Here is a 26,874-nt window from a genome sequence, read left to right on the forward strand (position 1 = left end):
CACAATGTTCGAACTCGATCACGACCTGGCCCAGGACATCGTCGACCGGGCGATGGCCATCCTGCCTTACAACGTCAACGTCATGGACAGCCAGGGGTTGATTCTCGGCAGTGGTGAACCGGAGCGGGTCAACACCCGGCACGAAGGCGCGCAACTGGTGCTGGCCAACGGGCGGGTGGTGGAAATCGATGCTCAAACCGCTATCCACCTCAAGGGCGTACAACCGGGTATCAACCTGCCGCTGTTGCTCGATCAACGGCTGATTGGCGTGCTCGGCATCACCGGCGAACCCGAGCAATTGCGCACCTACGCCGAACTGGTGCGCATGACCGCCGAGATGCTGGTGGGCCAGCGCAATCAGCAGGCCGAGCAGCAATGGCGGCGCCAGCGTTGCGATGACTTGCTGGCGTTGCTGCTCAGCGAGGCAGGGGATTCGCCGCGCTTGATCGATGAGGCGCAACAGCTTGGGCTCAAACCGCAACTGACGCGGGTGCCGTATTTGTTCGAGCTGGGAATGGAGCACGGTCCGGGGCAAACCGTCGACGCACTCAGCGCCTGGCTGACCTCGCGCTACCCGGACAGTTGGTGCGTGAGTTCGGCCAAGTCGTCGTTGCTGTGGTGCCGGCCGGCCAACCAGGCGATCGAGAACGACCGCTTGCTGGAAAAGCTCGACGGCCTCGGCTGGAATATCTTGCGCATCGCCGTGGGCGGGCAGGCCGATGGCTTGTCGGGTTTGCGCCGTTGCTATCGGCGGGTCGGCGACTTGCTGGCCTATGGGCGCGATGTACTGCCGCATTCTCGTCTGTTGACGCTGACCCGTTATCGATTGCCGGTGATGCTCTGGCGCCATCGCAACGACGATGCGCTGGACGAATTGCTCAAACCCTTGCGCAAAGTCATCGCCAAGGACGGCAACGGCCAATTGCTGGCGACGTTGCGCAGTTGGTGCGATCACGACGGCCAGAGCCAGGCCTGCGCCGATGCGCTGGGCATTCACCGCAACAGCCTGCGTTACCGGATGGAGCGGATAGCCGAGCTCAGCGGCGTCGACCCGTTGCGCCTCGATGGCATGCTGGCGCTGTACCTCGGCGTGCAGCTACTCCCACAAACCGACGCAAATCCATGACGTTGTGAACACGTCCTTGTAGGAGCCGGCTTGCCGGCGATGGCGTCCTCGAAATCGCCATCGCCGGCAAGCCGGGCTCCTACAGGTTTTTCGGCGTACTTGAGATTGCTTTCGCGAGCAGGCTCGCTCCCACCGGGTTTTGTGAAAATGAACAATAATCCTCCGTGCCACTTGTGCAGCGGACCGGCGTTATTGTTCAGGCCGGCTGGCAGCATGGGGGCATTGGAACTGGAGAATTCGCATGAAAATCGTCATCGCCCCCGATTCGTTCAAGGACAGCCTCAGCGCACAAGGCGTGGCCGATGCCATTGCCCTTGGTCTGGTTGAAGTCTGGCCCGATGCGCAACTGGTCAAATGCCCGATGGCCGATGGGGGCGAAGGCACGGTCGAGTCGATTCTGGCCGCCTGCGAAGGTCAACTCCGTCGCACTCGCGTCAAAGGGCCGCTGGGCACAACGGTCGACGCCGCGTGGGGCTGGTTGCCCCAGAGCCTCACCGCCATCATCGAGATGGCCGAGGCCAGCGGCTTGCAACTCGTTCCGCCGGGGCAACGCGATGCGTGCACCAGCAGCACCTTCGGCACCGGTGAGTTGATCCGCGCGGCACTCGACGCCGGGGCGCAACGGGTGATCCTGGCGATTGGCGGCAGCGCCACCAACGACGGCGGCGCGGGGGCGATGCAAGCGCTGGGCGTGAAACTGCTCGATGCACAAGGTCAAACCCTGGCGCCCGGCGGATTGGCACTGGCGCAACTGGCGCGCATCGATCTCAGTGACATCGATCCGCGTCTGACCGACGTGCGCTTCGACATCGCCGCCGACGTCAACAATCCCCTGTGCGGCCCCCACGGTGCCTCTGCGATTTTCGGTCCGCAAAAAGGCGCAACGCCTGCGCAGGTCGAGCAGCTGGATCGCGCCCTCGGGCACTTCTCCGGGCTTTGCGCCCAGGTCCTCGGCAATGACGTGCGTGACGAGCCGGGCAGCGGCGCGGCGGGTGGATTGGGGTTTGCCGCCAAGGCCTTCCTGGGCGCGCAGTTCAAGGCCGGGGTTGAAGTGGTCGCGGAATTGGTCGGCCTGGCCGATGCGGTCAAGGGCGCCGACCTGGTGATCACCGGCGAAGGCCGCTTCGATGCGCAAACCCTGCGCGGCAAGACACCGTTTGGTGTCGCACGCATCGCCGGGCAACACGGCGTACCGGTCATCGTCATCGCCGGCACCTTGGGCGAGGGTTATCAGGCCCTGTACGCGCATGGCATCGACGCCGCGTTTGCCTTGGCGAGCGGGCCGATGACCCTGGAGCAGGCGTGCACCGAGGCGCCACGGTTGTTGCGTGAGCGGGCGAGCGACATCGCCCGGGTCTGGCGTATCGCCAAACGCAAAACCTGATACCCCACGGCCATTGTAGGAGCGAAGCTTGCTCGCGAAGAACGTGAGGGCAACGCGTTCATCCAGACAACCTGCGTCATCGTTGACGACCTTCGCGAGCAAGCTTCGCTCCTACAGGGGGACGCGGCGAACCAAAGATCAGTGTTTCACGGATGAAACACTCGTAATCCCTTGAAATATATTTCGCAAATCCCCGCAAAAATCCTCAACCCCAGCCGATACAGATATCAGGCGCACACAAACCTATTACAACAGTGGCGCCAGCCTGAGCGGTGCGCCTCAATGCCCGCCCGCCAGTGATCACGGCAAGGACGCTCGAAGACTCAATCACCCGAGTATCGTCCTATGTCCCTGCGTAATCTGAACATCGCGCCTCGAGCTTTCCTGGGTTTTGCCTTCATTGCCTTGCTGGTCATCGTGCTGGGTGTATTTGCCGTGAGCCGCATGACGACCATTCGCCAGGCATCGGTCGACATGGAGACGACGCAACTGCCCAGCATCGGGGTTTTGGGCAATATGACGGAAAACGTCCTGCGCATGCGCATCCTCTCGTTCCGGGTGTTGGTCAACCGCGAACCCGCCGCGTTGCAGGAAGCCCAGACTCGCATCAGCGTCCTCACCGACAAGCTGCGCAGCGCTCAGGCCAGCTACGCAGCTTTGCCCGCCCAGCCAGAAGAAGCCGCGCTGTACAAGACGTTCACCGCCACCCTCGACACCTACATGCAAGCGCAGAACCAGATGATGGAGCTGTCGCGGCAGAACAAGCTGGATGAGATGCGCACCCTGATCAATACGCGGATCAAGGACGGCACCGACCAGATGGGCGAGCAGCTCAATAAACTGGTGGCACTCAACACCAGCGACGCCAAGACCGCATCGGCCGAAGCGGGCGAACACTACAGCAACGCCATCACCGGCATCGTGGTCGTTGCGGTGATCGCCGCACTGATGACCGTGTTGCTGGCCTGGCTGTTGACCCGGAGCATCGTCACCCCGCTGAACCGTGCATTGCAGGCTGCTGAAACCATCGCGGGCGGCAACCTGCGCAACGTCATTGAAGTCGATGGCAAGGATGAACCGGCCCGCTTGCTCACCGCGTTGTCCAACATGCAGGCCAGTTTGCGCAAAACCATCGAGCAGATCGCCGGTTCCGCCACGCAGCTGGGCGCCGCCGCCGAAGAGCTGAGCACGGTCACGCAAGAAGCGTCCCGCGGTCTGCAACAGCAAAACAATGAAATCGAACAAGCCGCCACAGCAGTCAACGAAATGACCGCCGCCGTGGAAGAAGTGGCGCGCAACGCAGTGTCGACTTCCGAAGCCTCGAACCAGTCGACCCAGGCTGCTCGTGAAGGTCGCGACCGCGTGGTGGAAACCGTCGATGCGATCCAGACCATGACCCACGACGTGCAGAACACCTCGCTGATGATCGAAGGCCTGGCCGCTCAGGGCCGGGACATCGGCAAGGTGCTGGACGTGATTCGCGCCATTGCCGAACAGACCAACCTGCTGGCACTGAACGCCGCGATTGAAGCGGCCCGTGCCGGTGAAGCCGGACGTGGTTTTGCGGTGGTGGCGGACGAGGTGCGGGCGTTGGCGCATCGCACGGCGCAATCGACTCAGGAAATCGAGAAGATGGTCGCTGGCATCCAGAACGGTACAGGGGAGGCGGTGTCTTCGATGCAGCAAAGCAATCAGCGCACCCACAGCACCCTGGAAATGGCCCGAGCCGCCGGTGTCGCGCTGGAGCAGATCACTCAGTCGATCCATCTGATCAACGAACGCAACCTGGTGATCGCCAGCGCGTCCGAAGAGCAGGCGCAGGTGTCCCGTGAAGTCGACCGCAACCTGGTGAACATTCGCGACCTGGCGACCCAGTCCGCTGCCGGGGCCAACCAGACCAGCGCTGCCACCCACGAATTGTCGCGCCTGGCCGTTGATTTGAATGCCATGGTGGCGCGTTTCGTGATTTGAGATAGGGTTGAGACTAGGAACACGCGCGATTGGAGAAATACATGCGCTATTCAGCCTTGACCCAACGAATTGCCGGAGACGGCGCTGCGGCCTGGCAGATTCATTACCGAGCATTGGAACTACGAGAGCAGGGTGTTGATGTGTTGCTGTTGTCGGTGGGTGATCCGGACTTCGATACGCCGCGTCCCATCGTCCAGGCGTGCATTGACAGCCTGTTGGCTGGCGACACGCATTACTCGCAAGTGCGCGGCAGTCGCGGGCTACGCGACAGCATCGTCAACCGTCACCGGCGTTGCAGCGGTCAGGAGGTCGATGCGGATCAGGTGATTGTGACGCCCGGCGCCCAGTGCGGTGTGTATTCGGTCGTGCAATGCCTGCTTGATCCGGGCGATGAAGTGATCGTCGCCGAACCGATGTACGTGACTTATGAAGGCGTGTTCGGTGCCTGCGGGGCGAAAGCGGTGCCGGTGGCGGTACGACCGGAGAACGGCTTTCGCGTCGATCCGGCGGATGTCGCGGCGCTGATCACGCCGAAAACCCGCGCGCTTTTGCTCAACAGTCCGAACAACCCTTCCGGTGCCAGTCTGTCGCTGAAGATCTGGCAGGAACTGGCATCGCTGTGCATTCGGCACAACCTGTGGCTGATCAGTGACGAGGTTTACAGCGATCTGTTGTACGAGGGCGAGCACATCAGCCCGGCGAGCCTGCCCGGCATGGCCGAGCGCACCGCGACGCTCAACAGCCTGTCGAAATCCCACGCCATGAGCGGCTGGCGGGTCGGTTGGGTGATCGGGCCCAAACCCTTGATTGACCATCTGGAACATCTGTCGTTGTGCATGCTGTTCGGCATTCCGGACTTTGTGCAGAAGGCGGCGCAGGTTGCGCTGGAGGGTGATCTGCCGGAAGTCGCGATGATGCGCGAGGAATACCGTCAGCGGCGCGACCTGGTGTGCGCGAGCCTGAGTGCGTGCCCGGGGGTGCGGGCGGTACGGCCGGATGGCGGGATGTTTGTGATGGTTGATGTGCGCCAGACCGGGTTGTCTGCCCAGCACTTCGCCGAGCGGCTGCTGGAGGGCTATGGCGTTTCGGTGCTGGCCGGCGAAGCGTTCGGGCCGAGCGCGGCGGGGCACATCCGGATCGGGTTGGTGGTGGATCAACGGAAACTGGCGGATGCGTGTCGGCGGATTGCGTTGTGTGCGGCGGATCTTCTGGAAGCGCGCCGGGCCTGACAGATTTGTGTTGGCAATGCCGGCCCCTTCGCGGGCAAGCCTCGCTCCTACAGGTGCTGCGTAATCCCGTAGGAGCGAGGCTTGCCCGCGAAGACTGACTTGCAGGCGCCGAATCTCTTAATCCTTCCACGCCCGCGTATTCACCAGATTCTTCGGCCGCTCACCCGCCAACGCTGCCAGCAGATTGTCCACCGCACACGTCGCCATCGCTTCGCGCGTCTCATGGGTCGCCGAGCCAATGTGCGGCGTCGCCACCACGTTGTTCAGTTGCAACAGCGGCGAGTCCGGGTTCAGCGGTTCGCGTTCGAACACATCCAGCCCCGCCGCGCGAATCTGCCCGGAACGCAACGCTTCGATCAGCGCCGTTTCGTCCACCACTTTGCCCCGTGAAATGTTGATGAAGATCGTCTCTGGACGCATCAGCGCAAACTGTTCAGCACCGATCAGCCCCTCGGTTTCCACTGTCAGCGGCAATGTCAGGCAAACGAAATCGGCCTGCTGCAACAGCTCCGGCAGGCTGCGGTATTGCGCATTGAAGCGCTGTTCCACCGCCGGTTTCGGCGAGTGGCTGTGATAGATCACCGGCATGCCGAAACCGAAATGCCCGCGTTGGGCCAACGCTTCGCCGATCCGCCCCATGCCAATGATGCCCAGGGTTTTACCGTGCACATCGCTGCCGAAATGCACGGGGCCGATGTTGCGGTTCCACTGGCCGGCACGAACCATGTTCGCCAGTTCCACCACGCGCCGGGCCGTCGCGAGGATCAGCGCAAAACCGGTGTCGGCGGTGGTTTCGGTGAGCACGTCCGGGGTGTTGCTGAGCAGGATTCGCCGCTCGGTCAGGTAGTCGATGTCGTAGTTGTCGACGCCCACCGAAACGCTGGCGATGGCGCGCAGATTCGGCGCCAGGTCCAGCAGGCCCGCGTCCAGTTTCAGACTGGCACCGAGCAACCCGTGAGCGCGGGGCAGGGCCTCGCGCAGTTGCGCCAGGCCATCGGCGTCGAGGTTGTCGATCAGCGTCACGTCGGTCTGCTCATGCAGGCGAGCCATCAGCAACGGTGAGAGTTTCTTGTACAGCACGACCTGCTTTTTCATCGTATTCATCTCTGCATCAATTCAAGGATGGGCGGCGGTCGGGCGTGTTTGCGCAACCGCAGGACGTTCCCGGTCGCTGGCGCCGGGCTTGAGGAGAATCGTCAGCACCACCGAAAACATCAGCGCGCCGCTCATCAGCAGGTAAGACGCGCCCGGCGAACCGGTGGAGCTGTTCAGGTAACCGACCAGATAAGAGCCGCCAAACGAGCCCAGCGCGCCCATGCTGTTGATCAACGCCATGGCGCCACCGGCGACGTTGGCCGGGAGGATTTCCGGGATGATCGCGAAGAACGGTCCGTAAGGCGCGTACATGCAGGCCCCGGCAATCACCAGCAGGGTGTACGACCACCAGAAATGTTCGGCGCCCAGCGCGTATGATCCGTAGAACGCAATCGAGGCGATCAGCAGCGGCGGCCAGACAAAGCGTTTGCGCTTTTGCAGTTTGTCCGAGCCCCAGGACACCAGCAGCATCCCGATCACCGCCGCCAGATACGGCAGCGCCGACAGCCAGCCGGCTTCGACCATGTCCATTTGCGCGCCGGCCTTGAGGATCGACGGCAGCCACAGCACGAAGCCGTAGACGCCAATGCTCCAGCAGAAAAACTGCAGGGCCAGGATGATCACTTTCGGCGAGCGGAAGGCCTCGGCGTAGTTCTTCACCGCCTTGATGCCCACCTGTTCGGCGGCGAGGGCGCTTTCCAGATCGTGCTTTTCGGCGTCGCTGAGCCACTTGGCCTGGGCCGGACGATCATCCGCCAGGCGCCACCAGATAAACGCCCAGAGCACTGCCGGCAAACCTTCGATGATAAACATCCAGCGCCAGCTGTAATGCTGCACCAGATAGCCCGACACCACCGACATCCAGAGCATGGTCACCGGGTTGCCGAGGATCAGAAAAGTGTTGGCCCGCGAGCGTTCGGCACGGGTGAACCAGTGGCACAGGTAGATCAGCATCGCCGGCATCACCGCCGCTTCGACCACGCCGAGCATGAAGCGAATGACGATCAGCCAGTAGGCGTTGGAGACGATCCCGGTGAGCGTCGCCAGGCTGCCCCAGAGGATCAGGCTGACGAAAATCAGTTTCTTCACACTGTGTTTTTGCGCGTAGATCGCGCCCGGCACCTGGAAGAAAAAGTAGCCGAGGAAGAACAGTGCGCCGAGCATCGACGACAGGCCTGGCGTGATCATCAGGTCGGCAGCCATCCCGGAGGCAGCGGCGAATCCGTAGTTGGCGCGGTCCAGGTACGCCAGGCTGTAGGTGATGAACACGATGGGCATGATGTACCACCAGCGGCGGGTGGCGAGCGTTGCGGTTTTCATGAGTGGTGCTCCTGAGCTTGTTGTTTTTGTCGCAGCAGGTAACGGGTCAGATCAAGCTTTTGCAGTGGTAGTGATGGCCTCTTCGCGAGCAAGCTTCGCTCCTACAGGTTCGCGCTAAACCTGTAGGAGCGAGGCTTGCCCGCGAACAGCGGCCTCGAATTCGATGGACATTTCGGATCGGGTCGGCAACCCCTCCATATCCCCGCGACTCTGTACCGCACGGCTGCCAATCCAGTTGGCGCGTTTCACGGCGTCGGCAACGCTGTGGTTTTCCAGCAGCGCGCTGATCATGCCGACGGCAAACCCGTCACCGGCACCGACCGTGTCGACCACTGTTTCCACGGGCACACCCGCCACGAAACCTTCATCCAGATGCGTGCGGTAATACGCGCCGTGCGGGCCGAGCTTGATCGCCACCGCTTCGGCTCCCTGGTCGAGGTAAAACGCGGCGATGTCAGCCGGGTCTTCATAGCCGGTCAGCAAACGACCTTCACTCAAACCCGGCAGCACCCAGTCGGCGAGGGCGGCGAGGCGGTTGATTTCGCTGATCATCTGTTGCGTGCTGGCCCACAGGCTCGGGCGCAGGTTCGGGTCGAAGGACACGCTGCGCCCGGCTTCGCGCATGCGCGTCATCAGTTCGAAAGACATCTGTCGCGCCGTTTTCGAGAGCGCCGGAGGAATGCCGGTGGCGTGCAAGTGCCGCGCCTTGAGCAGTTCGGGGATGATCGACTTCGGCGACAGATGACTCGCCGCCGAACCGCGCCGAAAGTACTCGACCCTGGGATCGTCGCCATCGTCGGTGCGTGACTTGAGCTGAAACCCGGTCGGGTGTGCGGCATCGAGGGCAACGTTACTGCAATCCAGGCCTTCCTTTTTCAAGGTCTCGATCACGAAGCGCCCCAGAGAGTCGTCGCCGACCCGGCTCAGCCACGCCACCTTGAACCCCAGTCGCGATAAACCGATGGCGACGTTGCTGTCGGCCCCGGCAATGCGTTTGTGAAAGTGGTCGACGTTGGCGAGGTCGCCGTTTTGATCGGCGACAAACATCGCCATGGTTTCGCCGAACGACAGGATATCGATCTCAGACATGAGCGCTCTCCAGGCGTGCTTGCCCCAAGTGGGCGAGGGCGGCGACATGCTCGGTGGTGAGCTGCACCAGGTCATCGGCTTGCAGCGGATATTCCGCGGCCCGCATCACGCCTTGGGCCATGTGCCGCAGCAGTTGCTCCCACGAATGCAGGTCGCTGGCAGCAGGCGGCGTGGCGACCAGTTTGCCATCGGCCCGGCGTGACACGGCTTTGCAGTGCACGTAGCCAACGTGGCGCCCGAGCAGGCGCGCGGCGCTGCTGGCGGACTGGTCCTGCCAGTGCCAGTTGCCGATGTCGAAGGTCATTTTGATCGGCAGATTGTGTTGCTCGACCGCTGCGAAAAAACGCTGGAACGGTTCGATGCGGCCACCGTGCAGGGTCTGATCGTTTTCCACCAGCAGTTGCACGGCGCTTTTGCCCAGGATCCGGGCGAGGGTTTGCAGGTCGCTGGTGTCGGTGAAGTAACCGAGGGACACCTTCAGCCAATTGGCGCCGAAGGCCTGGGCGCGTTGCAGGGCGGTGATCAGTTGCGGATTGGGTTTCGACTGGCCGGCCAGCCACAGTTCCATCGGCGAGGAATACACGCTTTCGAGGCCTTGCGCCTGGGTGGCATCGGCCAGTTGGGCGGGGTCTTCGACGGTCAGCAATTCTTCGCGCCATTCGATGTGGGTGGCGCCCGAAGCGGCGAGGATATCGATGAAACTGCCTTGACCGCGCTGGCGGACGAGGTCGGCGCCGTAGCTGGAGAGGCTGATGGAAACGGGTGGTTTATGCATTGTCATGGACCTCTGAAACCGGTTTCATTTTTGTTCAAAAAAAAAGGATGAAATTTTGTGGTGGTCTTTCGGGCCCTTTCGCGGGCAAGCCTCGCTCCTACGGGTTATCGGTGTCCTGTAGGAGCGAGGCTTGCCCGCGAAGGGGCCGAAACATTCACCGAGAATTTCCCAGGGTCGACCCACGCACAATCAACCGCGCCGAAAAATCCATCGTCCGCACCGGCCCGTCATCTCCGCGCAAACGCTTGAGCAAGCATTCAAACGCACTCGCGCCCATCTCGGTCGTCGGTTGGGCGAGGGCGGTGATGCCGCTGCCCACCAGCGGGTACCAATCCAGGTCATCGAGGGCGATCAAGCCGACATCCTCGAACAACGTGCACTGCAATTCGCGCAACGCATGGGTCGCGGCCAGCGCCGCAATCCCGTTCGCGCAGAACAGCGCCTTCGGGCCGGGGCCGGGGGTATCGAGAAAAGTCTTGAGGTTTGCCGTGAGGTCACTGCCGGTTTCGCTCATCGTTCCGCGCAGCGCCGAACGCCGGGCGATCTGCGCCTTGAAACTGCTGACCCGTTCGATCCGCGAACTGGTGCCGTCAAACGGTTCGGTGACCAGCAGCACATCGCGGTAACCGCGTTCTTCAAGGTGGGCGATGGCGATCTCGACTGCTGCCGGGTTGTCCAGCCCGACCATGTCACTTTCGAGGTGCTCGACCTTGCGGTCCACCAGTACCAGCGGCATCTCTCGATGCAGTTCCTGCAATTCGTCGCGGTGGTGGCCGAGGGTGTTCACGATCAGCCCTTCGATGTTGTACGAGCGCAGCAGGGCCAGGTGCTGGCATTCCTGCTCGTCATCGCGGTCGGTGTTGCACACCACCAGGCTGTAGCCGTGTTGACGGCAGGCGGTTTCCACCCCGTGCATCACGGCAATCGAATAAGGGTTGCGGATGTCGGCGACCAGCATGCCGATCAGGCGGGTTCGTCCACGTTTCAGACCGCGAGCCATCTGGTTCGGGCGATAGCCCAGTTCGGCAATCGACTGTTCGATGCGCAATGCAATCGCATCGGACAGCAAGGCGCGATCCTCGCCGATGAACCGCGACACGCTGGCCTTGGAGACCTTGGCATGTTCGGCGACATCAAGCATGGTCACGCGGCTGCGCTGGGCGGCGGAGAAATCGTTCACGGTCTGAAACCTTCTTATTGGAGTTATAAGGTCCGTGCGTTTGAGATCGCACTGAAACCGGTTTCAGAAGACACCAAAAGCAAATACGCCGTCAAGCCCCGCATCGTCGATTGTCCGACAATGGCCGACGAATGGGATTCAGGCCCAAAGACTCAACCAGGCCGATCCCAACAGCAACAGGGCCATGCAGCGATTGAAGCGTTGCATTGAACGAGGTGAACGCAACCAGCGCGTGGAGCCCGCGCCGAGCAATGCCCAGACCCCAAGGCAGGGCAGGGAAATCAGAAAGAACGCCAGCGACAACACCATCACATGGGCCAGGCGCTGTTCGCCGGCCCCGGCAAATACACTGACAACCGCCAGCGCCATCATCCAGGTTTTCGGGTTGATCAGTTGCAGGCCGGCAGCGCCCAAAAGACCGAGCCGGGCGTCGGCATCTTGGTTGGTGACGGCTTCTGCCGGAGCGTTGAAAATCTGCCAGGCGAGGTAACTCAGCCAGGCCACGCCGATCCACTGCATCGCGGTTTGCACGAAGGGCCAAGCGGTCAACGACGCCCCGGCACCGCTGCCGACCAACAACACAATTGTCGCGGCGCTGGCACAGGCGCCGAAGATGATCGGCACGGCGGCCACCAAGCCGTATCGGGCACTGTTGCTCAACACCAGAATGTTGGTCGGGCCGGGCGTGATCGACGCCACGAACGCAAACAACAGGAAGGGCAGTAACGTCGGGAAAGTGGACAGCATCGCGGGCAAACTCCGGTGAAGATCATTGAAGTCGATCTTCACAATCCCACGGTCAACTGTCTGGAAGATTTGAGCAGCGCTTGCGATACAACGCGGGCGTCAGGCCGTAGGCCCGCACGAACCAACGGCCCAGATGACTCTGGTCGGCGAACCCCAGCGTCATGGCCACCGTGGCCGGTTGTTCGCCTCGGGCCAGCATTCTGCGGGCCGTGGCCAGGCGCAATTGCACCAGATAGGCGTGCGGGGCGATGCCGTAAGCAGCCTTGAAGGCGCGGGTCAGGCGAAAGCGATCGACGCCCGTTGCGGCGGCCAGTTGGTCGAGGCCGATGTCCTCGTGGGCATGGGCGTGCAGATACTCCCGAGCCTTTTGTGCCACCAACGGCAATCGCGGATCTTCGCCATAACGGGCACGCCAGTGCAGGTGAGTGGTGAGGCGTTCGAGCAGGCTGTCGAGGGCAGTCTGGCGGACGATTTTCAGCTCGCGGTTGTGCAGCGCCTGAAACGCCAGGCTGGTGGCGTGGGCCAGGCGCACGTCGGTGGCCAGGGTATTGGCGAAGCTCAATTGACTGTTGTCCGGCGCGTTGTCGAACACGGCACTGAGTTCGCGCTTCAACCATTGCGGGTCGAGGTACAGCATGCGGTAGGTGAAACCGTCGACCGTCGGTGCTTCGCCGTCGTGAATGTCGCCCGGTTCGAGCAAAAACACCTTGCCCGGCGTGCTCTGGTGCCGGGCCCGCCGGCAGTTGAATTGCTGCACACCTTGCTCGGTGACGCCCACCAGATAGCTGTCATGCCAGTGCGGATCGTAGGCGTGGCCCTCGAAATGCGCGCGCAGCGTCTCAATGCCGGTGTCGGCGTCCTGGGCCAGGTCGATCCAGTTGTGAGTGGTCATGCTGCACCTGCGAGACGGATTGCCGGGTTATTTAACGCCCGTGGCGAGGGCGATGCCTAGAACGTTTGTGCACGGCTCAGTTGAACAGGCCCGCAGCGATGTTGATCGAGAACCCGAGAATCGCGGTGTTGAACAGAAAACCGATCAGCGACTGCGCGAGCACAATCTTGCGCAATTCCCGAGTGGCCACGCCGACATCGGAGGTCTGCACCGCCGCGCTGATGGTGAACGAGAAATACAGGAAGTCCCAATAATTGGGGGTGGTCAGCCCTTCAGCGAAGCGCAAAGCCGGGTCTTTGCCAGCCCAAGTATAGAACAGGCGAGCGTAATGCACGCTGAAAATCACCCCGATCAACAGCCATGAACCGATGACGGTCAGTGCGGTATACCCGTAATGCAACAGCTTGCGGGTGGTTTCCAGGTCCTTGCTGCCGGCCAGTTCGAAGGTGATGGTCGCCAGGCTGGCGATGGCGGCGATGCACACCACGAACAGCACCAGCCCGGCGTTCTCGTCTTCGACTTCGGCAATGCGTTTCACATCCGGCGCTTTGGCGCGGGCGGCGAGCCAGAGCATCAGCACCAGATACGACCAGACCCCGGCGTTCCAGCCGAAGAGGATTTTGCTGATGATCGAATCGGCCGGAGCCAGAATGCCCACCGCAACACCGAGGGTCGCAGCGGCGGACAGGCGAGGGTGGGTGCGGGCGAGGAAGGGCATGGAGGCTCGATGGGTTGGGGTATTGCAAACACCTTAGCCCAGCGTGGACCCCTCTGACCAACGACGATCCTTGTAGGAGCCGGCTTGCCGGCGATGGCGGCCGTGAGAGCGACGCAGTAAGCGAGGGCCTCATCGCCGGCAAGCCGGCTCCTACAGGGGAATGTGGTGTTGGTTAGATTTTTTTGTGGCGTTTACGCACCAGTTTCATCACCACCACAAAAAACACCGGCACAAACACCACCGCCAGTGTCGCGGTGATCATCCCGCCAATCACCCCGGTGCCGATGGCTTGCTGGCTTGCCGAGCTCGCGCCGGTGGCGATCGCCAGCGGCACGACACCGAGGATGAACGCCAGGGACGTCATGACGATTGGTCGCAGGCGCAGGCGCGCGGCTTGCAGGGTGGCGTCGATCAGGTCGTGGCCTTCGTCGTACAGGCTCTTGGCGAACTCGATGATCAGGATCGCGTTCTTCGCCGACAGGCCGATGATGGTGATCAGCCCGACCTTGAAGAACACGTCGTTGGGCATCCCGCGCAAGGTCACGGCCAACACGGCGCCGAGCACGCCGAGCGGCACCACCAGCAGCACCGAAGTCGGAATCGACCAGCTCTCATACAACGCCGCCAGGCACAGGAACACGATCAACAGCGACAACCCGAGCAGGATCGGCGCCTGGCTGCCGGACAGCCGTTCCTGCAGCGATAACCCGGTCCATTCCTGGCCCAGGCCCGCTGGCCCTTGCGCGACCAGTCGCTCGATTTCCGCCATGGCTTCACCGGTACTGTGACCTGGCGTCGGTTCACCGGAAATACTGATTGCCGGATAGCCGTTGTAACGGGTCAACTGCGCCGGGCCCTGAGTCCATTTGGCCTGGACGAACGCGGACAGCGGCACCATTTTCCCGCTGCTGTTGCGCACGTGGATCTTCAGCAGGTCGGCGACCTGACTGCGTTGATCGCCTTCAGCCTGGACCACCACCCGCTGCATCCGCCCCTGATTGGGGAAGTCGTTGATGTAAGCCGAACCGACAGCGGTGGACAGCACGCTGCCGATGTCGGTAAACGAAACCCCCAGCGCATTCGCCTGTTTACGGTCGACGATCAGTTGCACCTGCGGCGCTTCAGCCAGTGCGCTTTCGCGCACGTTCATCAGGATCGGACTTTTCTCGGCGGCTGCCAGCAACGTGGTACGCGCCTGCATCAGCGTGGCATGGCCGAGGCCGCCACGGTCCTGCAAGCGGAACTCGAAACCGCTGGAGGTGCCGAGGCCGTCCACCGGCGGCGGCAGGACCGAGAACGCCATGGCGTCCTTGATCTGGCTCAGCGCGATGTTGGCGCGGTCGGCAATCGAACTCGCCGAGTCGTCGCTGCCGCGATCCGACCAGTCTTTCAACGTGGTAAACGCCAGCGCCGCGTTTTGCCCGCTGCCGGAGAAGCTGAAGCCGAGAATCACCGTGCTGTCGCCGACGCCCGGTTCGGTGGCGTTGTGCGCTTCGATCTGCTCGACCACCTGCACCGTGCGATTTTTGCTCGCGCCGGGTGGCAGTTGAATGTCAGTGATGGTGTAACCCTGATCCTCCACCGGCAGGAACGAAGAGGGCAGACGACTGAAGCACAACCCCAGACCAATCAGCAGCACGCCGTAGATCAGCAGGTAACGACCGCTGCGTTTCAGCGCATAAGCGACCCAGCCCTGATAGCGCTCGGTCAGTTGTTCGAAGCGTCGGTTGAACCAGCCGAAGAAGCCGCCCTTGGCGTGATGCTCGCCCTTGGCAATCGGCTTGAGCAGCGTTGCGCAGAGCGCCGGGGTCAAGGTCAGGGCGAGGAAGGCCGAAAACAGAATCGAGGTGGCCATCGACAGCGAGAATTGCCGGTAGATCACCCCGACCGAACCCTGCATGAACGCCATTGGAATAAACACGGCGACCAGCACCAGAGTGATGCCGATGATCGCCCCGGTGATCTGCTTCATCGCTTTGCGCGTCGCCTCTTTGGGCGACAGGCCTTCGGTGGCCATGATCCGTTCGACGTTTTCCACCACCACGATGGCGTCGTCCACCAGAATGCCGATGGCCAGCACCATGCCGAACATGGTCAGTACGTTGATCGAGAACCCCAGCGCGAGCATGGTCGCAAAGGTGCCCATCAGCGCCACTGGCACCACGAGGGTCGGAATCAGCGTGTAGCGGAAGTTTTGCAGGAACAGGAACATCACCGCGAACACCAGCACCATCGCTTCGATCAGGGTGTAAACCACTTTGGTGATCGAGACTTTGACGAAAGGCGAGGTGTCGTACGGGATCTTGTATTCCACATTGGCCGGGAAGTAGCGCGCCAGTTCATCCATCTTCGCCCGCACCAGCGTCGCAGTGCTGAGGGCGTTGGCGCCGGGGGACAATTGCACGCCGACGGCGGTGGACGGCTTGCCGTTAAGGCGCGTGCCGAACTGGTATTCCTGGCTGCCGATCTCGACCCGCGCCACATCACCGATGCGCACGGTAGAACCGTCCGGATTGGCCTTGAGCACGATGTCGGCAAATTCTTCCGGGGTCGACAGCTGGCCTTTGACCAGAACGGTTGCGGTGATTTCCTGGGTGGTGCGGGTCGGCAGGTCGCCGATGCTGCCGGCCGAAACCTGGGCGTTCTGCGCAACGATGGCCGCGTTGACGTCGGCCGGTGTCAAGTTGAAACCGATCAGTTTCTGCGGGTCGATCCAGATCCGCATCGCCCGCTCGGCGCCGTACAGCTGGGCCTTGCCGACACCGTCCAGGCGCTTGATCTCGTTCATCACGTTACGCGCCAGGTAATCGCTGAGCGCCACGTCGTCGAGTTTGCCGTCAGTAGACGTCAGGGTAATCAGCAGCAGGAAACCGGCGGAGACTTTCTCCACCTGCAAACCTTGCTGGTTGACCGCTTGCGGCAGGCGCGACTCGATGACTTTCAGGCGGTTTTGCACATCCACCTGAGCCATCTCCGGGTTGGTGCCCGGTTGAAAAGTCGCCTTGATCGTGGCGCTGCCGAGGCTGCTTTGCGATTCGAAATACAACAGGTGATCGGCGCCGTTGAGCTCTTCCTCGATCAGGCTGACCACGCTTTCGTCCACGGTTTGCGCCGAGGCGCCCGGGTACACGGCGTAGATTTCGATCTGCGGCGGCGCGACATCGGGGTACTGCGCCACCGGCAATTGCGGAATGGACAGGGCACCGGCCAGCAGGATGAACAGGGCAACCACCCAGGCGAACACCGGGCGGTCGATAAAGAACTGCGGCATAGAAAAGCGTCCTGCTTACTGACCAGAAACCTGGGCAAGTGGAAGAGGGGAATCGTCGATCTGTACTTTCTCGCCGGGCTTGGCGTGTTGCAGGCCTTCGATGACGATGCGGTCGCCGGACTTGAGGCCTGCGGTGACGATCCAGCGATCGTTTTGCACGGCGCCCAGCTCTACGGTTTGCTGGCCGACGCGCAGTTCCGCATCGAGCACCAGCACCTGCGCAACACCCGCGCTGTCGCGTTGAATGGCGCGTTGCGGCACGCTGATGCCTTGCTGGTTCACCGCTTGTTCCAGGCGCACCCGCACGAAGCTGCCCGGCAGCAAGTCGAGGTCCGGGTTGGGAAACTCGCTGCGCAGGATGATCTGGCCGGTGCCCGGATCGACGGTGATGTCGGTGAACAGCAGCTTGCCCGGCAGCGGATAGAGGCTGCCGTCATCCTGAATCAGCGTGGCTTTGGCCTGACCCTGACCCACTTCCTGCAACTGGCCGGAGCGGAAGGCACGGCGCAGGTCGTTGAGTTCGCGGGTCGACTGGGTGAGGTCGGCATGAATCGGGTTCAACTGCTGGATCAGCGCCAGCGGCGTGGTTTCGTTCTGCCCGACCAATGCGCCTTCGGTGACCAGTGCGCGGCCGATGCGCCCGGAAATGGGGGCAGTGACGGTGGCGTACCCGAGATTCAGTTTCGCTCGATCCACAGCGGCTTTATTGGCCGCGACTTCAGCGGCGGTTTGCCGTACAGCGGCCCGGGCGTTGTCGTAATCCTGGCCGCTGATGGCATTGCCTTCGATCAACTGGGCGTAGCGCTGTTCTTGCAGCCTGGCCTGGAAGGCATTGGCCTCGGCCTTGCGCAGCGAGGCTTCGGCGCTGTCCAGGTCAGCCTTGAACGGTGCCGGATCGATGCGGAACAGCACGTCGCCTTTTTTCACGTCGCTGCCTTCGTGGAAGGCGCGTTGCAACACCACGCCGGCGACCCGGGCGCGCACTTCGGCAATCCGTGGCGCGGCGATCCGTCCGCTCAATTCGCTGGTGATCGACAGGGGCCGGGGTTTGATGGTCTCGATGCGCACGGTGGCCAACGGCGCCTGCTCTTCAGCGCTCGTGGATTTTTCACACGCGCTCAGCGTCAACGCCAGGGCAAGCAGGCTGAGCTTGGCAAGCAGGTTCTTTGACATGTAAATACCCCAATAATGAACTCCCGCATCCTACGGGGAGGCGACGAGGGTAGCGGTGAAGCTTTGTTGGTGCTGTGTGAAATTGTGTAATGGTTTTGCTCAGGCACGGGTGAGGGCGTATATCCTTCACGGCTTGAAATTTATTGCGCACGTCAGGCCGCCTTCGCGGGCAAGCCTCGCTCCTACAGGATTTGTGTCGTCCGCGAAATCCATGACCGACAACAATCCCTGTAGGAGCGAGGCTTGCCCGCGAAGAGGCCTGAACAGCCGCCACTGCACTCTCTGGAAACACCCATGCCCAACATCCTCCTGGTCGAAGACGACACCGCGCTCTCCGAGTTGATTTCCAGCTACCTCGAACGCAACGGCTACTCCGTCAGCGTGATCAGCCGCGGTGACCACGTGCGCGAGCGTGCGCGGGTCAATCCGCCGGACCTGGTGATCCTCGACCTGATGTTGCCGGGGCTCGACGGCCTGCAAGTCTGTCGCTTGTTGCGCGCGGATTCGGCCACGCTGCCGATCCTGATGCTCACCGCCCGCGACGACAGCCACGATCAGGTGCTGGGCCTGGAAATGGGCGCCGATGACTACGTCACCAAACCCTGCGAACCCCGCGTGTTGCTGGCCCGCGTTCGTACGCTGTTGCGCCGCAGCAGCCTCAGCGAACCGCAGACCGCCAACGACCGCATCCTCATGGGCAATTTGTGCATCGACCTGTCCGAGCGCACCGTGACCTGGCGTGAGCAACTGGTCGAGCTGTCCAGCGGCGAATACAACTTGCTGGTGGTGCTGGCCCGGCATGCCGGCGAAGTGTTGAGCCGCGACCAGATTCTGCAACGCCTGCGCGGCATCGAATTCAATGGCACCGACCGCTCGGTGGACGTGGCGATTTCCAAGCTGCGGCGCAAATTCGACGACCATGCCGGCGAGGCGCGCAAGATCAAGACCGTGTGGGGCAAGGGTTACCTGTTCAGCCGTTCCGAGTGGGAATGCTGAGGCGATGTTCAGAATCCTCTTTCGCCTGTACCTGGTGACGATCATTTCGTACAGCGCGGCGATCTATCTGGTGCCGGACGTGGTGATCAAGGTCTTCCAGGAGCGCTTTGTCACCTACAACCTCGATTACTCGCGCGGGTTGCAGTCGCTGATCGTCAAGCAGTTTCACGCCGTGCCCGAAACGCAGTGGCCAGCGTTGGCGGCCGAGATGGACAAGGAATTCAACCCGCTGCACATCGTCCTGAGCCGCAATGACGATGACGGCCTGACCCTGGCGGAACAGAAACGTTTGCAGCGTGGCGAGAATGTCGTGCGCATCGGCGACTGGGGCTGGCGCACGCTGGCGGTGGCACCGTTGAACTCGCAAACCGTCGTGCAAATGGTCGTGCCGCCGGACCCGCTGGACGTGAATTTGCTGTACTGGAGCATCAACGTGCTGATCGGCGCGACCATGCTCGCGTGCCTGTTGCTGTGGCTGCGCCCGCACTGGCGCGACCTGGAGCGGCTCAAAGGCACGGCTGAACGCTTCGGCAAGGGGCATTTGAGCGAGCGCACCCAGATCCCCACGCACTCCAACATCGGCAGCCTGGCCAACGTTTTCGACACCATGGCCGGCGATATCGAAAACCTGCTGAACCAGCAGCGGGATTTGCTCAACGCCGTTTCTCACGAACTGCGTACACCGCTGACCCGCCTGGATTTTGGCCTCGCGCTGGCACTGTCCGACGATTTGCCGGCTGCCAGTCGGGAGCGCCTGCAAGGGCTGGTCGCGCACATTCGTGAACTGGATGAGTTGGTGCTGGAGCTGCTGTCTTACAGCCGCTTGCAAAACCCGGCCCGGCTACCGGAACAGGTGGAAGTGTCGCTGGATGAGTTCATCGACAGCATTCTGGGCAGTGTCGATGAGGAGCTGGAATCCCCTGAAATCGTGATCGACGTGCTGCTTCACGGCCAGCTCGAACGCTTCACACTCGATCCACGGCTGACTGCCCGGGCGATTCAGAACCTGCTGCGCAACGCGATGCGCTACTGCGAGAAGCGTATTCAGATCGGGGTTCAGGTCTGTGCCAAGGGGTGTGAAATCTGGGTCGATGACGATGGGATCGGCATTCCCGATGACGAGCGCGAGCGGATTTTCGAGCCGTTTTATCGACTGGATCGCAGTCGCGATCGGGCGACGGGTGGCTTTGGCCTGGGATTGGCGATCAGTCGGCGGGCGCTGGAGGCACAGGGCGGCACGCTCACCGTCGAACCGTCTCCGCTGGGCGGCGCACGGTTCCGTTTGTGGTTACCGGTCCCGGCCTGATGACCGCCGCAAAACCTGTGTAGGAGCCGGCTTGCCGGCGATGGCGTCCTTGAATTCAACGCAATGTCTGATGGCCCCATCGCCAGCAAGCCGGCTTCGACAGGTCACGCGCTTAGCCGACTGCGCAACACCTTCGCCATTTCCTCCAGCTCCGACGCCGGGTTGTGCCCGATCAGCATCCACGCATGTTCCATGTCCGCCCAATACACCACGTTCATTCCGTGCCGACGCTCGTGGGCGAAGTGGCGACTGCCGCTGTTTGAGCGGGTGACGCACAACGCCATGGGACCGTGCGCCGGGTCCAGATACGTAATCTGGGCGATGGGCATGCCGTCGTATTCGAGGATTTGTGCGCGTTTGAGCTCAACGCGTGGCAGGCTCAGTTGAGCCGGCAAAAGGCGCAGCCCCAGGCGTGCGTCGATGGTGTGCAATTGCGCGCGTTGAGTGGCTTCGTCGCTGGGCAAGTGTTCCAGGGTTTGCGGCACGTACATCGACATGTAGTCCGCCACCAGCCCTCGCCAGCTGGATTTGTGCTGGCTCGCCTGCCAGCCAAGGAACAACCGGTCCGCGAGCACGCCGCTCAACACCAGGCCGGCTGCCGCCGCGAGGAACCGGCGCCGATTTATCGCCGGCCGGGCAGGCGAGGGCAAGGTGTCGAGCATCGCTTGCAGGCGGTCCACGGGCGCCTGTTGCGCCAGTTCGTCGTAGGCGGCCTTGAACGGCAGGCTGCTGCGGGCCAGCCATTGAAGGCGCAGGTTGAGCATCGAGTCTTCGGCGATGACTGCGTCGATGCGGCTGCGCTGATCGCTATCGAGTTGGTCGTCGAGGTAGGCCACCAGTTGCTCGTCCGTAGGCATCGTGTGATCGTTCATCGACGTTCTCCTGTGGAAGGGTTCGACACCGCGTGCAAGGGCGGGTACTCGGCCAGTTTCGCCCGCGCCGCGGCCAGGCGGCTCATGACCGTGCCGATGGGCACGTCCAGGACTTCGGCGACTTCGCGATAGGACAGGCCCTCCACGTAGGCCAGAAATACCGTTTCGCGTTGCGCTTCAGGTAGCGCATCGACGCGCCGAATCACCTGCGTGGCGAGCACGTGAGTTTGCGCGGCGTATTCACCGTCGAACGACAAGGCGTTGTCGGCATCCACCAGCCCCTGGCCCTGACGCACTCGGCGCGAACGCACTTCGTTGAGCCAGATCGAATGCAGAATGCTCAGCAGCCAGCGGTCCAGGCGGCTGCCGGGGACAAATTGCCCGGCACACTCCAGCGCCCGCACGCAGGTGGCCTGCACCAGGTCTTCGGCAACATGCCGCTGCCGGGACAGCAGCAGGCCGTAGCGCCATAAGCGCGCCAGGTGCTGGCCCAGCTCTGCCCGTATTGCCTGATCGCTGGCGATGGCGACCTCCGTCCTGTCAGGTTTTCGATGAATCGTTAATGGCTTCAGCCAGGTCCCGGTATTCTTCGCAGGTGCTGCCGCAGATCGATTTTATCTGCTGCAACTGCTCCTCGGCGAGATCCAGCCGACCCTTGATCACATAAGCCTCGCCGAGGTACTCGCGGACTTGCGCGTATTGCGGGTCGAGTTTGACCGATTGCAGGTAGTAACCGATGCCCTCGTCGGTGCGCCCCAGTTTACGCGTAGCGTAGCCGCGATAGTTGAGCGCCTTGGCGGTGTCGGGTTCTTTCAGCGTGTCGAGCAGTGCCAGGGCTTCCTCGTAGCGACCGTCCTTTGCCAGCCGATAGGCGTAATCGGTGCGGTCGGCATCGGATACCTCGCCGCTGGTCTGCCTCACGCATTTTTGCGACCTGGAGTCGAAGACCTGGCCTTTCGGGCAGTTGGGCCTGGCCGGTGCGTCATCTTCACCATTGGCCAATGCAAGGGTAGCGGACAACGCAAAGGCGAGCAGTAGCTGAACGGTAAAAACAGTAAGACGGGTATTCATGGATGATCTCCACTGGTTTATTCGTTTCAGTTCAACCACGCCCCGGCAACATGCACGCAAGGTGTTATCCCGCAGGCCGAAATGATGAGTCTTCGCTGTCATGAACACCGCAGGGTGAACAATTATTCATTTCTTTCTGGCGGTCTTTTCGAGGCACGCGCGCACAGGTTCGTGGTCGATCTGGGTGTCCACCCGTTTTGTCGCGGCTTTATCCGCGCAGGAACGGGCGAAGGTGGATGGGCAAATTCGCGGGCTGATCGCCGCTGAGCCCGAATTGCGGGGGCAAGGACGTGGTGACGGTGCCTTATGTGACGGCGGCGTTTGTCGCGATGAAGGCCAGTTAGATTTGTAGTGCGTTCATCGCCGGCTGGCCGGCGATGAACGATGACCGGGTCTCAGCTGAGCAACCGGATCGGCTCTCCAGCGGACCAGGCCTGAATGTCCTCGATCATTTGCGAAAAGAACTGATGGTAGTTCTGCTGGCTGACGTACCCGACATGCGGCGTCGCCAGCACATTCTCCAGCGTCCTGAACGGGTGATGAGCCGGCAAGGGTTCCTGCTCGAACACGTCCAGTGCCGCACCGGCCAGCCGTCGTTTTTGCAGTGCCTTGATCAGCGCTGCCTCATCGACAATCGGCCCGCGAGCTGTGTTGACCAGCAGTGCGGTGGGTTTCATCCAGTCCAGCGCTTGCGCGTCGACCAAGCCGCGGCTGCGGTCGCTGAGCACCAGATGCACCGACAACACGTCGGCCTGTTCGAACAACGCCTGTTTGCTGACGTAGGTCACGCCCACTTCGGCGGCGCGTTCGGCTGTGAGGTTTTCGCTCCAGGCGATTACCCGCATGCCGAACACCTGGCCAAACTGGGCGACTCGCTGGCCAATGCTGCCCAAACCGAGAATCGCCAGGGTCTTGCCGTGCAGGTCGCCACCCAGCCCCTGTTGCCATTTCCCTGCGCGCAAGGCGTTGGCTTCCACGACCAGGTTGCGGGTGGCGGCCATGATCAGCGCCCAGGTCAGTTCCGGCGCGGCGTGTTTATAACTGTCGGTGCCGCTGACCTGAATGCCAAGCGCGGCAGCGGCTTTCAGGTCGAGGGCAGCGTTGCGCATGCCGCCGGTGACCAGCAGTTTGAGGGTCGGTAGCCGACGCAGCAGGTCTTCATCGAAGCGGGTGCGCTCGCGCATTACGCAGATCACTTCAAACCCGGCCAGGCGTGCTGCCAGCGTTTCGTTATCCGCCGGGTAGTCATGGATGAAACTCACCTGGCCGATGGCGTCCAGCGCCGACCAGTCAACCACCTGCCGCGCCACATCCTGCCAGTCATCGAGTACCGCAATCTGCACAGCCATCCGCCTTACCTCATCAATGAACGGGGTTGGAATTGTTCAGCCAGGCGAGCAGGGCCTGGTGGAATTTTGCCGGTTCTTCCATTTGCGGCGCGTGGCCCATGCCGGGGAATTCGACCAGCGTCGAGTGAGGAATCAGTTTCGCCACCTGTTTGCCGAGTACGTCGTAGTGACCGATTTTCGCTTTGACCTCGGGTGAGGCGATGTCCTTGTTGATGGCCGTGGAATCGGCAGTGCCGATCAGCAACAGCGTCGGCACCTTCAGGTCCTTGAATTCGTAGTACACCGGCTGGGTGAAGATCATGTCGTAAATCAGTGCCGAGTTCCACGCCACCCGGGTTTTGCCCGGGCCTTTGGCCATGCCCGCGTACATGTCTACCCAGCGGTCGAATTCGGGTTTCCAGCGGCCGTCGTAATAAGTGTTGCGCTGATAGTCGTGAATGCCTTGCGCCGTTACCTTGAGCTCACGCTCGTACCATTGATCCACCGTGCGATAGGGCACGCCGAGGGCTTTCCAGTCCTCCAGACCGATTGGGTTGACCATCGCCAGTTGTTCGACCTGCTCGGGATATTGCAGCGCATAGCGGGTGGCGAGCATGCCGCCCGTGGAATGCCCGAGCAGGCTGGCTTTCTGGATGCCGAGGGCTTTGAGCAGTTGTTGGGTGTTGGCCGCCAGTTGCTGGAAGCTGTACTGATAATTGTCCGGCTTGCTGGAGGTGCAGAAACCGATCTGGTCCGGCGCGATGACCCGGTAACCGGCGTCGCTCAAGGCCTTGATCGACGTGTCCCAGGTTGCGCCGCAGAAATTCTTGCCATGCATCAGCACGATGCTGCGCCCGTTCGCCTTGCCGTGCGCGGCGACGTCCATGTAGCCCATTTGCAGGGACTGGCCCTGGGATTCAAAGGCGAAATGCTTGAGCGTATAGGGGTATTCGAAGCCTTGCAGTTCGGGGCCATATTCCGGGCCGTCGGCCGCGATGGCCGGCAGTGCGGCGGTCAGCAGCAGGCTCGGAAGCCAGCGGGAGCGTGCGAGGGGCATGGGTGGACTCCAGAGGAAATCGGCGATGCTGGATCGGCATGATTAGGGCGGTATTAAGCACAGGCCATCGCGGCGGGTGATGGTTCAACCGATCCAGCCCAAAGTCGCCAGGGCCAGCACGCCGTAACGGGCGCCTTTGGCGAGCGTCACGATCAGCAGGAAGCGCCCCAGCGGTTCGCGCATGACGCCGGCGACCAGCGTCAGGGGATCACCGATGACAGGCACCCAACTCAACAGCAACGACCAATGCCCGTAGCGCTGATAATGAATGCAGGCCTTGTCCAGATGGCGTGGGCTGACCGGAAACCAGCGCCGCTCGCGAAACCGCTCGATACCGCGACCTAACCACCAGTTCAGCAGCGAGCCGAGCACGTTGCCCAGCGTCGCAATTGCCAGCAGCGACCAGAGCCAGTACTGCTTGCTGAGCAACAGCCCCACCAGGACCGCTTCGGACTGCAACGGCAGCAGGGTCGCCGCACCGAATGCGGCGAAAAACAGCCCGATGTACGCCGCAGACATCAATGGGCGGCGGGGTAGTCCGCCACCACCACGTCAGCGCCGTCCTTTTTCAGGCCGATCACCTGATAGGCGTCGCTCATGCCGTCCATTTCCATGCCGGGCGAACCCATCGGCATGCCGGGTGCGGCCACGCCCAATAGATCGTCACGCTTGCTCAAGGCCAGCACCTGATCGGCCGGGACATGGCCTTCGACGAATTTGCCGTTGATCAAACCGGTGTGGCAGGAAGCGAGACGTGGCGGCACGCCGTGCTGTTGCTTGAATTCGCTCATGTTGGCTTCGACGTGATCCTCGACCTTGAAGCCATTGGCCTCCAGGTGGCTGATCCACTTTTTGCAGCAGCCGCAGTTGGCGTCGCGGTGAACCTCGATGGGGATGAGGTCGGCGGCCTGGGCCAGGGACGAAATGAACAGGGCGCTCAGGGCGACCAGACGCAGATGGGTTCGCATGGAGGGATCTCGACTCGGATGGCGGTCAAAAAAAGAGGCATTTTGACTACTTTAGCCGGTTAAGAGCGACGAGATTGTTTCGAATTAATGCTGGGGTTGGGGGGATTCTGGGTTGTACGGGGTTTGGTTGGTGTACATATCCATTGGTTTGGTGATGGCTGATATGGGTTTCGCCCTTACGGCGAGTCACTTTCGAAAAGCGCGAAAGTAACCAAAGCGCTTTTGCCCCTTTCGTTCGGTGCCTCGCTAAGGCTCGGCATGCCCTCGCTCCGGTCCTGCTCCGTGGGCCCGCCGCGATCGGCCATCCCTGGCCGTGCGCGGCTAACCCGGCATCCATGCCGGGTTGCCCACTACGCAGAACCTCCACTCGGCCTCTCGAGGGGGCGTGTACCTCAAGATCAAGAGCTGTAGGCGAGCTAACGCTCGGCCTGATGAGTGGTGAAGATCAAAAGCAAACGCCAATCCCTGTAGGAGCCGGCTTGCTGGCGATGGCGGTGGGTCATCCAGCATATTTGTTGACTGGACGGATGCCATCGTCGGAACGCCGGCTCCTACAGTTGATCGTATTTATCCAAACGCATGTGCATTTCCCTTGTAGGAGCCAGCTTGCTGGCGATAGCGGTGGGTCATCCAGCATATTTGTTGGCTGGACGGATGCCATCGCCGGCAAGCCGGCTCCTACAGTTGATCGTATTTATCCAAACGCATTTGCATTTCCCTTGTAGGAGCCAGCTTGCTGGCGATGGCGGTGGGTCATCCAGCATATTTGTTGACTGGACGGATGCCATCGTCGGAACGCCGCCCGCAGCAAGCCGGCTCCTACAGTTGATCGTATTTATCCAAACGCATGTGCATTTCCCTTGTAGGAGCCAGCTTGCTGGCGATGGACGTCAACGATAACGCGGGCTGTCTGAATGAACGCGTCGCCTAGACGCTTTTCGCCGGCAAGCCGGCTCCTACAGTTGATCGTATTTATCCAAACGCAAGTGCATTTCCCTTGTAGGAGCCAGCTTGCTGGCGATGGACGCCAACGATAACGCGGGCTGTCTGAATGAACGCGTTGTCCGGTCGTTTTTCGCGGGCAAGCCTCGCTCCTACAGGGAATCGCGTTTGCTTTTGCTTCTCACCACTCATCAGGCCGAGCGTTAGCTCGCCTTCAGCTTTTGATCTTGAGGTGCACGCCCCCTCGAGAGGCCGAGTGGAGGTTCTGCGTAGTGGGCAACCCGGCATGGATGCCGGGTTAGCCGCCCCCGGCCATGGATGGCCGATGGCGGCGGGCCCACGGAGCAGGACCGGAGCGAGGGCA

The 26,874-nt window shown here is 61.9% G+C and carries 23 protein-coding genes and 2 pseudogenes; 8 read left to right on the forward strand and 17 right to left on the reverse strand.

From position 1 onward, the window contains the following. The first annotated feature begins 4 nt into the window (after positions 1–4). The 5 genes and pseudogenes from KGB25_RS16425 (at position 5) to KGB25_RS16440 (ending at position 5,710) form a co-directional block, all read left to right on the forward strand. A complete protein-coding gene (locus tag KGB25_RS16425) occupies positions 5–1,126 on the forward strand; it encodes a sugar diacid recognition domain-containing protein (protein WP_008036866.1) in 1,122 nt (373 codons plus the stop codon). Between the two features lie 241 nt (positions 1,127–1,367). Next, complete coding sequence (locus KGB25_RS16430; protein ID WP_223435804.1) at positions 1,368–2,510, forward strand: glycerate kinase; 1,143 nt, start codon at positions 1,368–1,370, stop codon at positions 2,508–2,510. A 345-nt stretch (positions 2,511–2,855) separates the two neighbouring features. Beyond that, a pseudogene (locus KGB25_RS30610) lies at positions 2,856–3,623 on the forward strand (MCP four helix bundle domain-containing protein); the annotation flags it as partial. After that, on the forward strand, positions 3,618–4,481 hold the full coding sequence (locus KGB25_RS30615) for a methyl-accepting chemotaxis protein (protein ID WP_411740526.1): 864 nt from the start codon (positions 3,618–3,620) through the stop codon (positions 4,479–4,481). The pseudogene KGB25_RS30610 and the gene KGB25_RS30615, both read left to right, overlap by 6 nt. Positions 4,482–4,522: 41 nt before the next feature. Next, complete coding sequence (locus KGB25_RS16440) at positions 4,523–5,710, forward strand: pyridoxal phosphate-dependent aminotransferase (protein WP_008036860.1); 1,188 nt, start codon at positions 4,523–4,525, stop codon at positions 5,708–5,710. A gap of 117 nt (positions 5,711–5,827) precedes the next feature. Here the strand turns inward: KGB25_RS16440 and KGB25_RS16445 are convergent, their stop codons facing one another. The 10 genes from KGB25_RS16445 to KGB25_RS16490 all read right to left on the reverse strand — a co-directional run bounded on the left by KGB25_RS16445 (position 5,828) and on the right by KGB25_RS16490 (position 17,970). Next, positions 5,828–6,805: a bifunctional glyoxylate/hydroxypyruvate reductase B gene (locus KGB25_RS16445; protein ID WP_008036858.1), complete on the reverse strand. Its 978-nt coding sequence runs from the start codon at positions 6,803–6,805 to the stop codon at positions 5,828–5,830. Between the two features lie 21 nt (positions 6,806–6,826). After that, on the reverse strand, positions 6,827–8,125 hold the full coding sequence (locus KGB25_RS16450) for an MFS transporter (RefSeq protein ID WP_008036856.1): 1,299 nt from the start codon (positions 8,123–8,125) through the stop codon (positions 6,827–6,829). Between the two features lie 114 nt (positions 8,126–8,239). Continuing rightward, positions 8,240–9,214, reverse strand: a complete 975-nt coding sequence (locus KGB25_RS16455) for a sugar kinase (RefSeq protein ID WP_223435822.1) — start codon at positions 9,212–9,214, stop codon at positions 8,240–8,242. Next, positions 9,207–9,989, reverse strand: coding sequence for a sugar phosphate isomerase/epimerase family protein (locus KGB25_RS16460; protein WP_223435824.1), 783 nt, complete (start codon positions 9,987–9,989; stop codon positions 9,207–9,209). The genes KGB25_RS16455 and KGB25_RS16460 overlap by 8 nt, the downstream gene beginning before the upstream one ends. 154 nt (positions 9,990–10,143) lie before the next feature. Further along, positions 10,144–11,169 (reverse strand): LacI family DNA-binding transcriptional regulator, encoded by a 1,026-nt coding sequence (locus KGB25_RS16465; protein WP_317850748.1) that lies wholly within the window; start codon positions 11,167–11,169, stop codon positions 10,144–10,146. 138 nt (positions 11,170–11,307) lie between these two features. After that, on the reverse strand, positions 11,308–11,916 hold the full coding sequence (locus KGB25_RS16470; RefSeq protein ID WP_223435826.1) for a LysE family translocator: 609 nt from the start codon (positions 11,914–11,916) through the stop codon (positions 11,308–11,310). Positions 11,917–11,968: 52 nt separating this feature from the next. Next, complete coding sequence (locus tag KGB25_RS16475; protein ID WP_223435828.1) at positions 11,969–12,808, reverse strand: AraC family transcriptional regulator; 840 nt, start codon at positions 12,806–12,808, stop codon at positions 11,969–11,971. A gap of 76 nt (positions 12,809–12,884) precedes the next feature. After that, the gene (locus KGB25_RS16480) at positions 12,885–13,526 is read right to left on the reverse strand and encodes a DUF1345 domain-containing protein (protein WP_207284400.1); all 642 of its coding nucleotides are present in this window, start codon (positions 13,524–13,526) and stop codon (positions 12,885–12,887) included. A 172-nt stretch (positions 13,527–13,698) separates the two neighbouring features. Further along, positions 13,699–16,797 carry an efflux RND transporter permease subunit gene (locus KGB25_RS16485; protein ID WP_223435839.1) on the reverse strand — a complete coding sequence of 1,033 codons (3,099 nt, stop codon included), beginning with the start codon at positions 16,795–16,797 and terminating at the stop codon, positions 13,699–13,701. A 15-nt stretch (positions 16,798–16,812) separates the two neighbouring features. After that, entirely contained in the window at positions 16,813–17,970 is a 1,158-nt protein-coding gene (locus KGB25_RS16490; RefSeq protein ID WP_223435855.1) for an efflux RND transporter periplasmic adaptor subunit, read from the reverse strand. A 294-nt stretch (positions 17,971–18,264) separates the two neighbouring features. On the opposite strand from KGB25_RS16490, the gene KGB25_RS16495 reads away from it, so the two are divergent. Both KGB25_RS16495 and KGB25_RS16500 read left to right on the forward strand, forming a co-directional pair. Further along, positions 18,265–18,966, forward strand: coding sequence for a response regulator transcription factor (locus KGB25_RS16495; protein WP_008031130.1), 702 nt, complete (start codon positions 18,265–18,267; stop codon positions 18,964–18,966). A gap of 4 nt (positions 18,967–18,970) precedes the next feature. After that, positions 18,971–20,272 carry an ATP-binding protein gene (locus KGB25_RS16500; protein WP_008036839.1) on the forward strand — a complete coding sequence of 434 codons (1,302 nt, stop codon included), beginning with the start codon at positions 18,971–18,973 and terminating at the stop codon, positions 20,270–20,272. Between the two features lie 104 nt (positions 20,273–20,376). On the opposite strand, the gene KGB25_RS16505 is transcribed toward KGB25_RS16500, so the two are convergent. Genes KGB25_RS16505 through KGB25_RS16515 form a run of 3 tightly spaced genes read right to left on the reverse strand, consistent with a single transcriptional unit; the run spans position 20,377 to position 22,215 of the window. Then, positions 20,377–21,144 (reverse strand): anti-sigma factor family protein, encoded by a 768-nt coding sequence (locus KGB25_RS16505; RefSeq protein WP_008036838.1) that lies wholly within the window; start codon positions 21,142–21,144, stop codon positions 20,377–20,379. After that, on the reverse strand, positions 21,141–21,638 hold the full coding sequence (locus KGB25_RS16510; protein ID WP_202949142.1) for an RNA polymerase sigma factor: 498 nt from the start codon (positions 21,636–21,638) through the stop codon (positions 21,141–21,143). The genes KGB25_RS16505 and KGB25_RS16510 overlap by 4 nt, the downstream gene beginning before the upstream one ends. A 46-nt stretch (positions 21,639–21,684) precedes the next feature. Beyond that, on the reverse strand, positions 21,685–22,215 hold the full coding sequence (locus KGB25_RS16515) for a tetratricopeptide repeat protein (RefSeq protein WP_223435863.1): 531 nt from the start codon (positions 22,213–22,215) through the stop codon (positions 21,685–21,687). A 187-nt stretch (positions 22,216–22,402) separates the two neighbouring features. Here KGB25_RS16515 and KGB25_RS16520 point away from each other — a divergent pair. After that, positions 22,403–22,559, forward strand: a pseudogene (locus tag KGB25_RS16520) (SAM-dependent methyltransferase); the annotation flags it as partial. Between the two features lie 51 nt (positions 22,560–22,610). Here the strand turns inward: KGB25_RS16520 and KGB25_RS16525 are convergent. The 4 genes from KGB25_RS16525 to KGB25_RS16540 form a co-directional block, all read right to left on the reverse strand. Continuing rightward, positions 22,611–23,564 carry a D-2-hydroxyacid dehydrogenase family protein gene (locus KGB25_RS16525; RefSeq protein ID WP_008036836.1) on the reverse strand — a complete coding sequence of 318 codons (954 nt, stop codon included), beginning with the start codon at positions 23,562–23,564 and terminating at the stop codon, positions 22,611–22,613. 13 nt (positions 23,565–23,577) lie between these two features. After that, positions 23,578–24,600 carry an alpha/beta fold hydrolase gene (locus KGB25_RS16530; protein ID WP_192227076.1) on the reverse strand — a complete coding sequence of 341 codons (1,023 nt, stop codon included), beginning with the start codon at positions 24,598–24,600 and terminating at the stop codon, positions 23,578–23,580. Between the two features lie 84 nt (positions 24,601–24,684). Then, positions 24,685–25,119, reverse strand: a complete 435-nt coding sequence (locus KGB25_RS16535; RefSeq protein WP_223435872.1) for a YqaA family protein — start codon at positions 25,117–25,119, stop codon at positions 24,685–24,687. After that, a complete protein-coding gene (locus KGB25_RS16540) occupies positions 25,119–25,568 on the reverse strand; it encodes a DUF411 domain-containing protein (protein WP_008031144.1) in 450 nt (149 codons plus the stop codon). The genes KGB25_RS16535 and KGB25_RS16540 overlap by 1 nt, the downstream gene beginning before the upstream one ends. Positions 25,569–26,874: the final 1,306 nt, after the last annotated feature.

Origin of the sequence: Pseudomonas sp. BF-RE-21, from assembly GCF_019947305.1 — a bacterium.
Lineage (GTDB): Bacteria > Pseudomonadota > Gammaproteobacteria > Pseudomonadales > Pseudomonadaceae > Aquipseudomonas > Aquipseudomonas migulae.